This window comes from Stutzerimonas kunmingensis, from assembly GCF_021432085.1.
Taxonomy (GTDB): Bacteria; Pseudomonadota; Gammaproteobacteria; order Pseudomonadales; family Pseudomonadaceae; genus Stutzerimonas.
In genome coordinates this window covers 3,895,415-3,907,824 of record NZ_CP090366.1, presented here as the reverse complement: position 1 = coordinate 3,907,824, position 12,410 = coordinate 3,895,415, and the positions used below count along the sequence as shown (strand labels likewise).

Annotated in this window: 15 protein-coding genes and 1 pseudogene; 7 read left to right on the top strand and 9 right to left on the bottom strand. The window is 65.8% G+C overall.

Annotated elements, in window-relative coordinates; translation table 11 throughout:
- Entirely contained in the window at window positions 1-1,092 is a 1,092-nt protein-coding gene (locus LW136_RS18580; protein WP_234173538.1) for a tetratricopeptide repeat protein, read from the top strand.
- A gap of 43 nt (window positions 1,093-1,135) precedes the next feature.
- Here the strand turns inward: LW136_RS18580 and LW136_RS18575 are convergent, their stop codons facing one another.
- The 4 genes from LW136_RS18575 to LW136_RS18560 are packed head-to-tail and all read right to left on the bottom strand — an operon-like array spanning window position 1,136 to window position 4,280.
- Complete coding sequence (locus LW136_RS18575) at window positions 1,136-1,648, bottom strand: DUF3299 domain-containing protein (protein ID WP_228207545.1); 513 nt, start codon at window positions 1,646-1,648, stop codon at window positions 1,136-1,138.
- Window positions 1,649-1,656: 8 nt separating this feature from the next.
- Window positions 1,657-2,922, bottom strand: coding sequence for an ABC transporter permease (locus LW136_RS18570; RefSeq protein ID WP_234173537.1), 1,266 nt, complete (start codon window positions 2,920-2,922; stop codon window positions 1,657-1,659).
- 3 nt (window positions 2,923-2,925) lie between these two features.
- Window positions 2,926-3,633 (bottom strand): ABC transporter ATP-binding protein, encoded by a 708-nt coding sequence (locus LW136_RS18565; RefSeq protein WP_102832125.1) that lies wholly within the window; start codon window positions 3,631-3,633, stop codon window positions 2,926-2,928.
- 17 nt (window positions 3,634-3,650) lie between these two features.
- Complete coding sequence (locus tag LW136_RS18560) at window positions 3,651-4,280, bottom strand: DUF2796 domain-containing protein (protein ID WP_234173535.1); 630 nt, start codon at window positions 4,278-4,280, stop codon at window positions 3,651-3,653.
- 95 nt (window positions 4,281-4,375) lie between these two features.
- On the opposite strand from LW136_RS18560, the gene LW136_RS18555 reads away from it, so the two are divergent.
- Complete coding sequence (locus LW136_RS18555) at window positions 4,376-4,726, top strand: hypothetical protein (RefSeq protein ID WP_041014985.1); 351 nt, start codon at window positions 4,376-4,378, stop codon at window positions 4,724-4,726.
- Window positions 4,727-4,752: 26 nt separating this feature from the next.
- On the opposite strand, the gene trxA is transcribed toward LW136_RS18555, so the two are convergent.
- Entirely contained in the window at window positions 4,753-5,622 is an 870-nt protein-coding gene (gene trxA / locus LW136_RS18550) for a thioredoxin (protein WP_023444684.1), read from the bottom strand.
- A 207-nt stretch (window positions 5,623-5,829) separates the two neighbouring features.
- On the opposite strand from trxA, the gene yedE reads away from it, so the two are divergent.
- Together yedE and yedF are read left to right on the top strand one after the other, a co-directional pair.
- Window positions 5,830-7,056, top strand: a complete 1,227-nt coding sequence (gene yedE / locus LW136_RS18545; protein ID WP_234173533.1) for a selenium metabolism membrane protein YedE/FdhT — start codon at window positions 5,830-5,832, stop codon at window positions 7,054-7,056.
- Window positions 7,025-7,264 (top strand): sulfurtransferase-like selenium metabolism protein YedF, encoded by a 240-nt coding sequence (gene yedF / locus LW136_RS18540; protein WP_014821574.1) that lies wholly within the window; start codon window positions 7,025-7,027, stop codon window positions 7,262-7,264. Before yedE ends, yedF begins: the two co-directional genes overlap by 32 nt.
- A gap of 31 nt (window positions 7,265-7,295) precedes the next feature.
- On the opposite strand, the pseudogene LW136_RS18535 reads toward yedF, so the two are convergent.
- Window positions 7,296-7,544: pseudogene (locus LW136_RS18535) on the bottom strand (2'-5' RNA ligase family protein); the annotation flags it as partial.
- Between the two features lie 94 nt (window positions 7,545-7,638).
- Between LW136_RS18535 and LW136_RS18530 the strand changes: the two are divergent.
- The gene (locus LW136_RS18530) at window positions 7,639-9,021 is read left to right on the top strand and encodes an IS1380 family transposase (protein WP_034018616.1); all 1,383 of its coding nucleotides are present in this window, start codon (window positions 7,639-7,641) and stop codon (window positions 9,019-9,021) included.
- A gap of 29 nt (window positions 9,022-9,050) precedes the next feature.
- Here the strand turns inward: LW136_RS18530 and LW136_RS18525 are convergent, their stop codons facing one another.
- The 3 genes from LW136_RS18525 to LW136_RS18515 form a co-directional block, all read right to left on the bottom strand.
- Window positions 9,051-9,473, bottom strand: a complete 423-nt coding sequence (locus LW136_RS18525; protein WP_234173522.1) for a 2'-5' RNA ligase family protein — start codon at window positions 9,471-9,473, stop codon at window positions 9,051-9,053.
- Window positions 9,474-9,545: 72 nt separating this feature from the next.
- Entirely contained in the window at window positions 9,546-10,202 is a 657-nt protein-coding gene (locus tag LW136_RS18520; RefSeq protein ID WP_041014983.1) for a class I SAM-dependent methyltransferase, read from the bottom strand.
- Window positions 10,199-10,624 (bottom strand): YbaY family lipoprotein, encoded by a 426-nt coding sequence (locus tag LW136_RS18515; RefSeq protein ID WP_041014982.1) that lies wholly within the window; start codon window positions 10,622-10,624, stop codon window positions 10,199-10,201. Before LW136_RS18515 ends, LW136_RS18520 begins: the two co-directional genes overlap by 4 nt.
- A 112-nt stretch (window positions 10,625-10,736) precedes the next feature.
- Between LW136_RS18515 and nrdR the strand changes: the two genes are divergently transcribed.
- Window positions 10,737-11,204 (top strand): transcriptional regulator NrdR, encoded by a 468-nt coding sequence (nrdR, locus tag LW136_RS18510; protein WP_003281766.1) that lies wholly within the window; start codon window positions 10,737-10,739, stop codon window positions 11,202-11,204.
- The gene (gene ribD, locus LW136_RS18505; RefSeq protein ID WP_228207541.1) at window positions 11,201-12,301 is read left to right on the top strand and encodes a bifunctional diaminohydroxyphosphoribosylaminopyrimidine deaminase/5-amino-6-(5-phosphoribosylamino)uracil reductase RibD; all 1,101 of its coding nucleotides are present in this window, start codon (window positions 11,201-11,203) and stop codon (window positions 12,299-12,301) included. Before nrdR ends, ribD begins: the two co-directional genes overlap by 4 nt.
- Window positions 12,302-12,410: the final 109 nt, after the last annotated feature.

The following is a 12,410-nucleotide window of genomic DNA, read 5'->3' as shown; positions in this document are numbered from 1 at the left end:
ATGCTTCGTTTGCTGCTCGTGCTGTCGCTTTTTCTCTCCGCTTCGGCCCAGGCCGCCCAGGCCATCGACCCCGCGGTGTTCATGGCGCTCGAGCGAGCGCAGACCGCGCAGAGCAAGGGCGACTATGCCGCTGCGCGCAAGGCGCTGGAGGGCGTCAGCGCCAAGGCTGGTAGCGGTGAAGAGGCGTTGCTCTGGCGCAGTCGCGGCTATCTGGCGTGGGCCGAAGGCAATAATCGCCAGGCGCTGGAATGGCTGGACAAGGCAGTGGCCAGCGGCAAGCTGGACGAAGAGCTGCTGGCCGGCGAGCGGATGAACCTCGCGCGGCTGAACCTGGTCGAGGGTCGCTACGCCAAGGTGGTCAGCCTGCTGGGATCGGCTAATCAGGGCAACGAAGAAGTGCTGCAGATGCTGGTGCAGGCTTACCAGGGCCTCGGTCAGCATGCCAAAGCGCTGCCGCTGGCCGAGCGTTATGTGCAGGCGAACCCGAAGGCGGGTGATACCTGGCTGCAGTTCCTGGTTGCCGGCAACGCCGAGCTCAAGCGCTATCAGGCTGCCGAACGCTGGCAACAAAAGCTGATGCTGCGCCACTCCGATCAGGTCAAGGCCTGGCGGCAGCTGGCCGGCCTGCAGCAGATGGCCGGCGCTGAAGATCGCGCGCTGGCGACGCTGCGCACTGCGCACGCGAAGGGCTTGCGCTTCAGTGAGGCGGAGCTGGACAATCTGGTCGCTCTCGCTAGTGCCGCTGGGCAGCCATGGCAAGGCGCCAAACTGCTCGAAGGTATGCTGGCGTCACGCTTGCTGCCGAGCAATGCCAGTCGCCAGGAGCGCATGGGCATGCTCTGGTGGCAGGCCCGCGAGCGCACCGAGGCCGCGAAGATCTATCGCCAGCTGGCGACTCAGACCGGCAGCGCGAAGTTCTGGATGAATGTGGCGCAGCTCGAGCTGGAACAGGCTCGTTGGCAGGCCGGGCTTGACGCGCTGAAGCAGGCCGAGCGGGCCGGCGCCGAACGTCGTCGCGTGCGCGAATGGCGCGAGTGGGCGGAAGGTGAGCTCAGTTTCGAGCGTGAGAAGCAGATCGCCAGCGCGCACTGACCGCTGGCAGAAGCGTAATCGCCACCGCGTTGCCGGATGGCGATTACTGCAATTCGTAGGGATAGATCTTCTGTGCCTGCATGCGATAACCGGCCTCCGCCAGCTCGCTGCTGGCGTGCTCCACCCTCAGCGGCCCCTCGATCCAGAACGGTTCATATAGCGCTTCCACCCGCACGCCCAGCTCGCTGGTGGCATGCACGATCTGGTTGGATGGCGGCGGGGGCACGTGAATGCAGGCGCCGAAGTAGGGCACCAGCAGGAATTCGATGACGCGCCCTTCCTCGGTCATGTCCAGCGGCACGATATACCCCGGCAACTTCACCATCTGCCCATCGAGCGCTTCGACCACTGGCGCGGCCGGCGACTGTTGTGCGGCAGCCGGCCCGGTTTCGGCAGCCAGCGCATCGGCCAGCTGCGACATGTCATGCATGGCCATTGGCGGCGGTGGCGGCGGCGCGCCCTCGGGAATCAGCTCCGACCACTGTAGATCGCGGACGTCATCGGCATGCGCAGAGACCGCACAGGCCAGTAGCAGAGCAAGCAGCAGGCGCGACATCGGGTTCCTCACAGTCGAATCGACAGGCCATCGGCCAGCGATTGGCGATAGGCCCGCCAGGCCGGCACGCTGCCCATCAGCAGTGCCGCCAGCAGGATAGCGCCGAGCAGTCCCCACTCATAGGCGCTCGGCCAGGCCAGCGGCAGATAAAGGCCGTAGAGGCTCTGCAGCGGCGACTGCGCGATTGCGATGCCGATATACAGCAGGGCCAGCCCCAGCAGCGTGCCCGCGAGGGCCAGGCCGAACGCCTCGATGATCAACAGCGCGGCGATATGCCAGGGGCGAGCACCCACCGAGCGCAGGATCGCCATCTCCCGGCGTCGCTCGTTGAGGCTCGTGAGGATCGCCGTGAGCATGCCGATCAGGCCGGTCAGGACGACGAACAGCGAGACCACGAACAGCGCTTTCTCGGCCGTGCCCATCAGGCTCCAGAGCTCCTGCAGGGCGACGCCGGGCAGGATCGCCAGCAGCGGCTCGCTGCGGTACTGGTTGATTTCCCGTTGCAGGGTGAAGGTGGCGACCTTGCTGTTCAAACCGAGCAGGACCGCAGTGATCTGCTGCGGCTGTAGATCGAGTGCCCGCGCTTGCTCGGCGTCGATACGCCCGGCACCGCGGGCCGGCATGCCGTTCTGCCAGTCGACATGCAGCGCTTCCATGCCGGCCAGGCTGATGTGCAGGGTACGGTCGACCGGCGTGCCGGTGCGCTGCAGCACGCCGACCACGCGGAACGGTTTGTCATCGTGCTGTACAAGGCTGACACGCGCTACGCCATGGGCGAGGACGATGCTGTCGTCGACTTTGTAGCCCAGGGCACTGGCCACTTCCGCGCCAAGCACGACCTCGAAAGGATCGCTTTCGAAGGCGCGGCCTTCGGCCAGTTGCAGCGGCTGTTTGCGACCGTAGCGGTAATGCTCGAAATAGGCCGTGTTGGTGCCCATTACGCGATAGCCACGATGGGAGTCGCCCAGGGAAATCGGAATCGCCCAAGCGACCCGCGGGTGTTCGGCGAAGCGCTGGTAGCTGTCCCAACGGATGTTGTTGGTCGCATTGCCGATGCGGAACACCGAGTACAGCAACAGATTGACCGAGCCGGAGCGCGCACCGACCACCAAATCGGTGCCGCTGATGGTGCTGGCGAAGCTGGCGCGGGTTTCGTTGCGCACCCGTTCGACGGCGAGCAGCAGGCACACCGAGAGGGCGATGGCGAACACGGTCAGCAGGGCGGTGAAGCGCCGATTGTTCAGGCTCGCCAGGGCCAGGCGCAGGAGATACATCGCTCAGCACTCCACTGCGCGCGTCGCGCGATTGAGCTCGGCCAGCGACAAGCTGCGGTCGAACAGTGGCGCCAGGCTCTGGTCATGGCTGACGAACAGCAGGCTCGCGCCGGCTGCGCGGCACTCGGAGAACAGCAGCTGCAGAAAGACTTCGCGGCTATCCGCATCCAGCGCCGAGGTCGGCTCGTCGGCGATGACCAGCTCCGGCTGGCCGATCAGTGCGCGGGCAGCAGCGACGCGTTGCTGCTGGCCGATGGAGAGCGCATCGGCACGACGCTCGAAGAGCTCCGGGGGCAGTCCCAGATGCTCCAGCAGGTTCGCCGCCGCGGCATCCGTACTGCCGTGGCGCTTGCGCGCACGTTCGGCACGCAGCGGCGAAAAATGGCAGGGCAGGCCGACGTTCTCGCGTACCGAAAGAAAAGGCAGCAGGTTGAACTGCTGGAAGATGTAGCCGGTGTGATCGACGCGGAAACGGTCACGGGCACCGGCCGACAGACTGCCGAGGTCGCGGTCGAGCAGGCGGATACTGCCGCGGCCGGCCTTCTGCACACCGCCGATCAGGCCGAGCAGGGTGGTCTTGCCGCTGCCCGACGGGCCCTTGAGAAACAGGCTTTCGCCGCGTTCGAGGCGAAACGTGGGAATGTCCAGCAGCTCGGCCTGGCGGGGCCAGGCGAAGCCGAGGTTGTCGATTGCGAGGAGTGGAGCGTTCATCGGGGTCCAGTGCTGGTTCAGAAGGGCAACTGCGCGCGGGCCGGCGTCAGTTCCGTGCCCTGCTGGCCGCTCGGGCCGATCAGTTGTACCTGAATCTTTTCCGTGCCGGGAAAGCTTTCGAACAGCCGTGTGAGATCCAGTGCGCGCAGCGCCTCTGGGTTGCTGCAGTCGAGTTGGTAGTGCGCTTCGATGTCGCTGTGGCCACCGGCTTCGTGGTCGTCGTGGTCGTGCTTATCCTCCTGCTTGTGTTCGTGATCATCGCCGCGCTGATAGCCCGCATGGGCCGAGCCGAGCAGTTCGCCGGCAAACTGCTGCTCACTGACGCTGCAACCTGCCGCCGCCGGGAGGCCGAACAGGGCCAGAGGTCGTTCCAGTTGCGAGCGGACGCTGGCGATCTTCGCCTCATCTGCTGCGCTGGCAGCAGCGCGCTCGAAACCGAGCAGGTTCATCGCCGGGCTGATCAGCTCCAGGTCCAGCTGATTGCCATCCAGTGCCGCATTCAGGCGCGCCGCGCCATGCTCATGCGCACCCAGGCTGGTGGCGCCTTCGTGTTCATGGTGATGATCGTCTTCATGTGCTTGGCTGTAGCTCAGTGGCAGCAGAAGCATAGGCACGGCAAAGAGTAGGTGGCGCATGGTCGGCTCCATCGAAAGGGGTTCGTTACGTTATAACAACTTTGCCGTGCGGCTGGCCAGTCCGCTGCCTTCATGTGAGGATGAACGCATAGCTCTGGAGGGACAGCATGATTCGAATCCGCGGACGCATAGGAGATTGGCCGGTCGATCTGGAAATCGAGCTGGACGCCCAGGACTGGATGAACCTGACCCGTAGCGTCGGCACCGATGAGGCTGCGGCGGGTGGCGTCCCGGCGCCTGCGACGGCACCTGGCGATGCCCTGTGGCACAGTGCGCGGGAGCGACTGCGCTGCGCCGGCAAACTGGACGGCCCGGAATTGCTCGCCGAACTGGAAGCGCTCGCCGGCAATGCGCTGCTGGCCAAGCGGCTGCTGGTGCGCTTGCGTCACTGTGACGAGGTGAAGGTCGAGCACGGCGCCGACTCGGCTTGCTATCACTGGGTCGGCGCGCCTTCCTGATGGGCACGCCGGAGGTTTGCCCGCGATCAGTAGATCGCCTGGTAAAGCTTGCGGCGGTACAGCGTCACCAGCGGGTGGTCATTACCCAGCAGATCGAAAACCTGTAGCAGCGTCTTGTGCGGCTGCCCATCGGCGTACCCGCGGTTGCGCACGAACAGCTTGAGCAGGCCGTCGAGCGCCGCCTCGTATTGCTGGCGAGCCAGTTGCTGGATGGCCAGCTGATACGCCGCTTCATCGTCCTCGCCATTCTGCGCCAGGCGACTCTTCAAGGTGGCGACTTCCGGCAGGTCGTTGGCCTGGCGCAGAAACGTCAGCTGAGCACGGGCGCCGGCCAGAGCCTGCTTGTGCTCATCGCCTTTTACCGCGTTGAGCACCGTTTCCGCTTCGCCCAGTTCTCCGCGCTCGGCCAGGCAGCGGGCATAAAGAATCAGCCCGGCAGCGTTCTCGTTGTCTTCACTCAGCAGCTGCTGCAGCTGCGCCTCGGCCTCGGCGAAACGGCCTTCGGCGAAGGCGGCCTGCGCGCTTTCCAGCAGGTTGCCCTGCGGCGTCGCCGGAGCCTGCACGTGGGGCTCGAGCATGGCGCGAATCGCCGATTCGGGCTGCGCACCGGCGAAACCGTCCACCGGCTGACCATCCTTGAACAACACCACGGTCGGCAGGCTGCGGATGCCGAAACGGGCGACGACCTCCTGTTCGATGTCGCAGTTGACCTTGGCCAGCAGCAGCTCACCCTGATACTCCTCGGCGATCTTCGCCAGCAGCGGCATCAGGGCCTTGCACGGCGCGCACCATTCGGCCCAGAAGTCGACCAGTACCGGCTTGTGAAACGAGTTCTCGAGCACCAGCTGTTCGAAGCTGGCGGTGGTGACATCGAAGATATAGGGCGTCTGGCTCATCGGGATTCTCGTGGGCACGAATGACAGGAAAGGCGTGCATGGTATGTGGGGACGCCCGCCGCGGGAAGCAAGGGTCTCGCATGGTGGTTGCCGTTGGTCTATGGTTGCGCCCGCCAGGTGGCGCAGGCTTCTTGCCGGCGCATCGCGGCGCAACCCTTTTCCTAGACCGGTGCGGCGTTTGCAGTCGCGCGTCATATGGAGCTTCACATGTCTGTTCTCTCCGACTTCCGGGAGCGCTATCTCGTGCGCTTCTGGTCGCCTCTGCCCGCGCTTGTCGGGCTGGGCGTCGCCTCCGCTTACTACTTCGCCATCACCGGCACCTTCTGGGCCGTCACCGGTGAATTCACTCGCTGGGGTGGACACATCATTTCCTGGTTCGGCTATGCGCCCCAGGAGTGGATTTACTTCAAGCTGATTGGCTTGTCCGGCACGCCGCTCGATCGCGTGGATGGCGTGATGATCATCGGCATGTTGCTTGGCGCACTGTGTGCGGCGTTGTGGGCAAACAACGTCAGCCTGCGCTGGCCGACCAGCAAGCGCCGCTTGTTGCAGGGGCTGATCGGTGGGGTAGTCGCCGGATTTGGCGCGCGCCTGGCAATGGGTTGCAACCTGGCGGCTTTCTTCACCGGCATTCCGATGTTCTCGCTGCACGCCTGGGCTTTCATGTTGGCTACCGTGGGTGGTGCCTGGATCGGCGTGAAGATCTGCTTGTTGCCCTGGTTGCGCACGCCGCTGAAGGTCGGCAGCCAGGCCAGCTCGCTGTTCGGCGACGCGGAAGGCACGCGGCGGCGGGCCACGGTGCAGGCCCGGATCGGCACGGCGGTCGCGGTGCTTGCGGTCGCCTTCGCTGCCTGGCGTTTCGATGTCTCGCTGGTGCTCGGCATGGCGGTGCTGTTCGGACTCCTGTTCGGCGGGCTGATCGAGCGCGCACAGATCTGCTTTACCAGTGCCGCGCGCGATCTCTGGACCACCGGCCGAACCCGCGCTGCCTACGGCATCCTGCTGGGCATGGCTGTGGCTTGCGTCGGTACTTTCGGTGCCATCGCGCTAGGGGCAAGCCCGAAGATTTTCTGGATGGGGCCGAACGCAATCATCGGTGGGGTGCTGTTCGGCATCGGTATCGTCGTTGCCGGCGGCTGCGAAACCGGCTGGATGTATCGCGCCATGGAAGGGCAGGTGCATTTCTGGGTGGTCGGCGTCGGCAACGTTATCGGCGGTACTCTGGTGGCGGTCTACTGGGACGAACTCGGCACCTCGCTGGCACTGCCCTATCCGAAGATCAATCTGCTGGAGAGCTTTGGCCCGGCCAGTGGCTTGCTGCTGACCTTCGCCGGCCTGGCCGTCGCCATGTTGCTGGTGCACCTCAATGCACGTCGTTTCCAATCGAAAAGGAGCCCTGCCCGTGAGCCAGGCCAAACCGAATCTCTCGCTTGATCTGCGTGGCGAGCATTGCCCGTACAACGCCATCGCTACGCTGGAAACCCTGGAAACCATGCAGCCGGGGCAGTTGCTCGAAGTGGTGACCGACTGCTCGCAGTCGGTACATGGCATCCCTGAAGATGCCAAGGCCAACGGTTACAACTGCCTGGCGGTGGAACAGCACGGTGCGCTGTTCCGTTTTCTGATCGAAGTGCCGCGTTGAGAGACTGCGCCATGGCGGCCTTGAAGGGTTGTTATGGCAGAAGTGGCCAGCTGCCCAGCTCGTCGTAGCGCACGCCGTCCGCCGTATTGACTGAACGGTAGAGCACGAAGCGATCGACGTGCCAGGTGAAGTCTGGCGCCGGTTGCTGCGCTCGGCTCCGGGCCTGGCGGCTCAGCGTCAGGTGCGGCAGGAATGGCCGGCAGTCGAGCACGACGCCAAGCGCTGCCAGCCGTTCGCTCAGTGCTTCGACCAGCTGCAGCAGCGCGAGTGGTGTGCTAGCCCGCATTTCTCACAGGAAGAGATGCACCGGGCCGTCGGATGCGCGAAAATTGTTGTGCAAAGAACGATTTAGCGCGACAACGGAGAGCGGCCCGATGCAGACACAGTGTAATCCGAAGCAGTACACGTTTTCAGGGGTGGGGCGGCGCGCGGTGGTAGCCGGATTTGATGGCGGTCGGGTGAGTTCGGATGGCGGCGCGTTGCTGCTCAAACAAACCGATGAAGCGGTGGGGTTGTTCGATCGCCTGGCCGGCTGTTTCCAGGACGATCGGATGCCCGAGGCGGTGGAGTTTCCGCTGCGCACGCTGGTGGCGCAGCGGGTGATGGGCATCGCGCTGGGCTACGAGGATCTCAACGATCACGAGCAACTGCGCCACGACCCGCTGCTGGGCGCGGTGATCGGCAAGCTGCAGTCCGGACGTGCGCGCTGTGCGCCCTTGGCCGGCAAGAGCACGCTCAACCGGCTGGAGCGCTTCCAGGCGCAGGGCAGTTCGCGCTATCACAAGATCCGGCCGCAGGCCGGCATGATCGAGGATCTGTTCGTCGATCTGTTTCTGGACGCCCACCGCAGGCCGCCAGAGGAGATCATCCTGGATCTGGATGCCACCGACGATCCGCTGCATGGGCAGCAGGAGGGCCGGTTCTTTCACGGCTACTACGGGGGTTACTGTTACCTGCCGCTGTACATCTTCTGCGGCCGTCACCTGCTGTGCGCCAAGTTGCGCCCGGCCAACGTCGATGGCGCCGCCGGGGCGCTGGAAGAGGTGCAACGCATCGTCAAGCAGATTCGCGCCCGCTGGCCAGACACGCGCATCGTGCTGCGCGCCGACTCGGGGTTCTGCCGGGATGACCTGATGACTTGGTGCGAAGCACAGTCGGTCGATTATGTCTTCGGACTGGCGCGCAACGCGCGCCTGACCCGGGCCATCGGCCCGAGCCTGCGGCAGGCCCAGGCGCAGTGCGAAGCGACGGGAGTCCCGGCACGGGTGTTCCAGGAACTGCACTACCGCACGAGGAAAAGCTGGAGCGCCGAGCGCCGGGTGGTGGCCAAGGCCGAGGCCTTGCCGGGCAAGACCAACCCACGCTTCGTGGTGACCACGCTTGCGGTCGGGGACTGGCCGGACAAGGCGCTGTATGAGGATCTCTACTGCGCGCGCGGCGAGATGGAGAACCGCATCAAGGAGTGTCAGCTCGACCTGTTCGCCGACCGCACCTCCACCGCGACGCTGCGCAGCAACCAGCTGCGGCTGTGGCTGTCCTCGTTCGCCTACGTGCTGCTCGAAAGCCTGCGCAGGCTGGCGCTGTCGGGGACCGAACTGGCCCAGGCCACGGCCGGTAGCATCCGCCTGAAGCTGCTCAAGATCGGCGCGGTCATCACCGTGAGCGTGCGCCGGGTCAAAGTGGCCATGAGTTCGGCCTTCCCGCAGCAGGAGGTGTTCGATCACGCCTTCGATGTCTTGAGCGCCGCGGCGCGCTGACAGCCGCACACCCACCGTCCCCCTCCACATCACACCCCGTCCACCCTGCCGCAAGCGCCTTGTTCAAGCGCGCTCGCAGGCGCTTGCCCGAAATCAGCGCTGTCGGCAGCCTGCGCCACCTGCGACGACCTGCGTCCGTCAAAACGGCCCAATGCGCAGGGCTGTGAGAAATGCGGGCTAGCGGGCTGCAGGCAGATGAAACCTTTGCCGATGGTGGTCAGGCGGTCGAGGGTCAGGCTGAAAGCTTCGGCGTGCACGGTTGCAGCCATCTGCAGCAGGGCGTCGAGGTGTTCTCTCGGTTGTGCGCCAAGAAAGGCCAGGGTCAGGTGCAGGTTGTCCCGCGATACGGCTCTGCCGTCGAGGGCCTGGTCTTCACGCCAAGCGCAGACGGCTGCCGCCTGCTCGGGCGGGCAGGGCAGGGCGAAGAACAGGCGCAGGGTGTTGTCGATCATGGCGGGTCCCCGGTCGCAGCGGCACAGATTGGTGGAAAACGCTTCGCGGTTTTTCACCCTGGCTCAGACTCTTCAGCTCCTTGCAGCGTGATAGAGGCTCACGTGCCTGAACTCCGCAGGCTCTGCCAGATCCGGCCAGGTGCAGGCATCCAGCACGTCCAGGCGCCGATACAGCGGATGAGCGAAATCGCGCACCCGTGAGTCGGCCACCAGCGCTTCCCGGCCTCGGCTGAGGAAGTGATCCAGCAGCGGCAGGTTAGCTCGGTCATAGAGCACGTCAGCGACGATGATCAGATCAAAGCGATCCGCCTCGCCGAAGAAGTCCTGCGAATAGCGTAGCTCGACCTCGTTCAGCGCGGCGTTGGCCTGGCAGGCGGCGAGCGCCAGCGGATCGAGATCGCAGGCCACCACCTCGACCGCGCCGGCCTTGGCGGCGGCGATGGCGGCGACGCCCGAGCCCGCGCCGAAATCCAGCACGCGCTTGCCACGCACCCATTCCGGCCGTTCGGCCAGCCAGCGCGCCAGCACCAGGCCGCTGGCCCAGCAAAAGCTCCAGTACGGCGGCTCTTCGAGTATCCGCCGGGTTTCCTCGGGGCTGAAGGCGCGATCCATGTTGGCAGCGTCGATCAGCCAGAGTCGCAGATCGGTGCCCGGCAGCGGCTCGGCAACCAGGCGTGCGTCGCCCAGCAGATCGTTCAATGCCGCCTGTAAGGGTGCCGGTGCCGTCACGGCGCCGGGACCAGCTGTAGCGGGCCGAGCGCCTGGCTGGCGGGGCTGGCAATGCTGCGCGATGGCAGGCGCATGATCAGCTGTCCCGCTCGCGTGACACGGCCGCGCAGCTCCACGCGCTGGCCCGGACGAAAAGTGTCCGGGTTGAACTGCAGGATGAATGGCAATTCGCTGCCGCGGCCCTTGAGCTGCACGTTGCTCAGCAGGCGGTCTGGCTGGTCACGGCGATCGACTTCCAGCAAGGCGAGTTCGACGTCGCTGCCCGCCGGCGCGCCGATCAGGCTGCCGCTCAGTTCGTTGAGCAATTTGGAATGCGGGGCCGTGCTCAGCTCGACCGGCGCGGTCGGCGGCTCGCTGGGTTGGCTGCTGCAGCCGGCGAGCAAGGCCAGGAAGGCAGGGAGAACGAAAAAACGTGGCGGCACGGACAGCCTCCTGAACGACGATTGCGGGTTGTATAGCAGCAAAGCCGTCGCCTTGTCTTGCGGGTCGGATGCGCTACCATGGCCGTCCCGACGTACGACCGATTTCAGCCCCATGCATTGTCCCTTCTGTGCCGCCAACGATACCAAGGTCATCGATTCCCGCCTGGTTGCCGAGGGCGATCAGGTGCGCCGTCGCCGCGAGTGTCTGGCCTGTGGCGAGCGTTTCACCACCTTCGAAACCGCCGAGCTGGTGATGCCGCGCCTGATCAAGTCCGATGGCAGCCGACAGCCGTTCGACGAGCAGAAACTGCGCGCCGGCATGCAGCGTGCGCTGGAAAAGCGTCCGGTCAGCGTCGAGCGTCTCGAAGCGGCCATCGCCCATATCAAGCATCAGCTGCGCGCCACCGGCGAGCGCGAAATCAAGTCGCGGGTGCTCGGCGAGCTGGTGATGGCCGAGCTGCAGAAGCTCGACGAGGTCGCCTATATCCGCTTTGCCTCGGTCTACCGCCGCTTCCAGGACCTCAACGAATTCCGCGAGGAGATCGAGCGGCTGTCCCGCGAGCCCGCGAAGCCCGAATGACTACTGATCACGCCTGGATGGCCCGCGCGCTGCAGTTGGCGCGCAAGGGGCTGTATTCGACCCATCCGAACCCGCGGGTCGGTTGCGTCATCGTCGCTGATGGCGAGCTGGTCGGTGAAGGTTGGCATGTGCGTGCCGGCGAGCCGCATGCCGAAGTCCATGCGCTGCGCCAGGCCGGTGAGCGCGCCCGCGGCGCCACCGCGTACGTCACCCTCGAACCCTGCAGCCATTACGGGCGTACGCCGCCCTGTGCCGAAGCGCTGGTCAGGGCTGGCGTTGGACGCGTGGTGGCGGCCGTGCAGGACCCCAATCCGCAGGTCGCCGGGAACGGTCTGGAGCTGCTGCGCAGCGCCGGCATCGAGGTCGCCAGCGGCGTGCTGGAAGCCGAGGCGCGCGAGCTCAACTGCGGCTTTATCAAACGTATGGAAAGCGGCCTGCCGTTCGTTCGTGCCAAGCTGGCGATGAGCCTGGACGGGCGTACCGCGATGGCCAGCGGCGAGAGCCAGTGGATCACCGGCCCGGCCGCCCGCGCCGAGGTGCAGCGCTTGCGCGCCCGTTCCAGCGTGGTACTGACCGGCGCAGACACCGTGCTCATGGATGCCGCGCGGCTGACCGTGCGCGGGGCCGAGCTGGGGCTGGATGCGGAAACCACCGCGCTGGCGCTGCAGCGCCCGCCGCTGCGGGTGCTGGTCGATGGTCGGCTGCGCGTGCCGCTGGATGCGCCGTTCTTTCAGGCTGGTCCGGCGCTGGTCGTCACGGCGGTCGCCGGCTGCGAGGAGACCTATCGTCGCGCCGGCCACGAGGCGCTGGTGCTGGGGCAGGAGCGGGTCGACCTGGCCGCGCTGCTGCGCGAGCTGGCTGCCCGTGGTGCCAACGAGGTGCTGGTCGAGGCCGGACCGCGGCTGGTCGGCGCGTTCGCCAGCCTCGGCCTGATCGACGAATACCAGGTGTTCATGGCGGCCAAGTTTCTCGGCTCCTCCGCGCGGCCGCTGCTGGAGCTTCCGCTCGAGCGCATGAGCGAGGCGCGCGAGCTGAAGATCGTCGACATCCGTGCGGTGGGTGACGACTGGAAGATGGTGGCGCGTCCGGCCAGCTGATCGGCAACCCGTGTCGGCTGTGTCCGCCGATAGCCTGTGTCTTGCACCCTCATAGCTGCTATCTGGCGATATCGGGCTGCCCCGCGCCGCTATTTGTGTTAAAAACGCT

Bases quoted from the DNA above. Each gene is read 5' to 3' on its own strand.
- LW136_RS18580 (WP_234173538.1), top strand. From the start codon at position 1: ATGCTTCGTTTGCTGCTCGTGCTGTCGCTTTTTCTCTCCGCTTCGGCC.
- LW136_RS18575 (WP_228207545.1), bottom strand. From the start codon at position 1,648: ATGTCGCGCCTGCTGCTTGCTCTGCTACTGGCCTGTGCGGTCTCTGCG.
- LW136_RS18570 (WP_234173537.1), bottom strand. From the start codon at position 2,922: ATGTATCTCCTGCGCCTGGCCCTGGCGAGCCTGAACAATCGGCGCTTC.
- LW136_RS18565 (WP_102832125.1), bottom strand. From the start codon at position 3,633: ATGAACGCTCCACTCCTCGCAATCGACAACCTCGGCTTCGCCTGGCCC.
- LW136_RS18560 (WP_234173535.1), bottom strand. From the start codon at position 4,280: ATGGAGCCGACCATGCGCCACCTACTCTTTGCCGTGCCTATGCTTCTG.
- LW136_RS18555 (WP_041014985.1), top strand. From the start codon at position 4,376: ATGATTCGAATCCGCGGACGCATAGGAGATTGGCCGGTCGATCTGGAA.
- trxA (WP_023444684.1), bottom strand. From the start codon at position 5,622: ATGAGCCAGACGCCCTATATCTTCGATGTCACCACCGCCAGCTTCGAA.
- yedE (WP_234173533.1), top strand. From the start codon at position 5,830: ATGTCTGTTCTCTCCGACTTCCGGGAGCGCTATCTCGTGCGCTTCTGG.
- LW136_RS18530 (WP_034018616.1), top strand. From the start codon at position 7,639: ATGCAGACACAGTGTAATCCGAAGCAGTACACGTTTTCAGGGGTGGGG.
- LW136_RS18525 (WP_234173522.1), bottom strand. From the start codon at position 9,473: ATGATCGACAACACCCTGCGCCTGTTCTTCGCCCTGCCCTGCCCGCCC.
- nrdR (WP_003281766.1), top strand. From the start codon at position 10,737: ATGCATTGTCCCTTCTGTGCCGCCAACGATACCAAGGTCATCGATTCC.
- ribD (WP_228207541.1), top strand. From the start codon at position 11,201: ATGACTACTGATCACGCCTGGATGGCCCGCGCGCTGCAGTTGGCGCGC.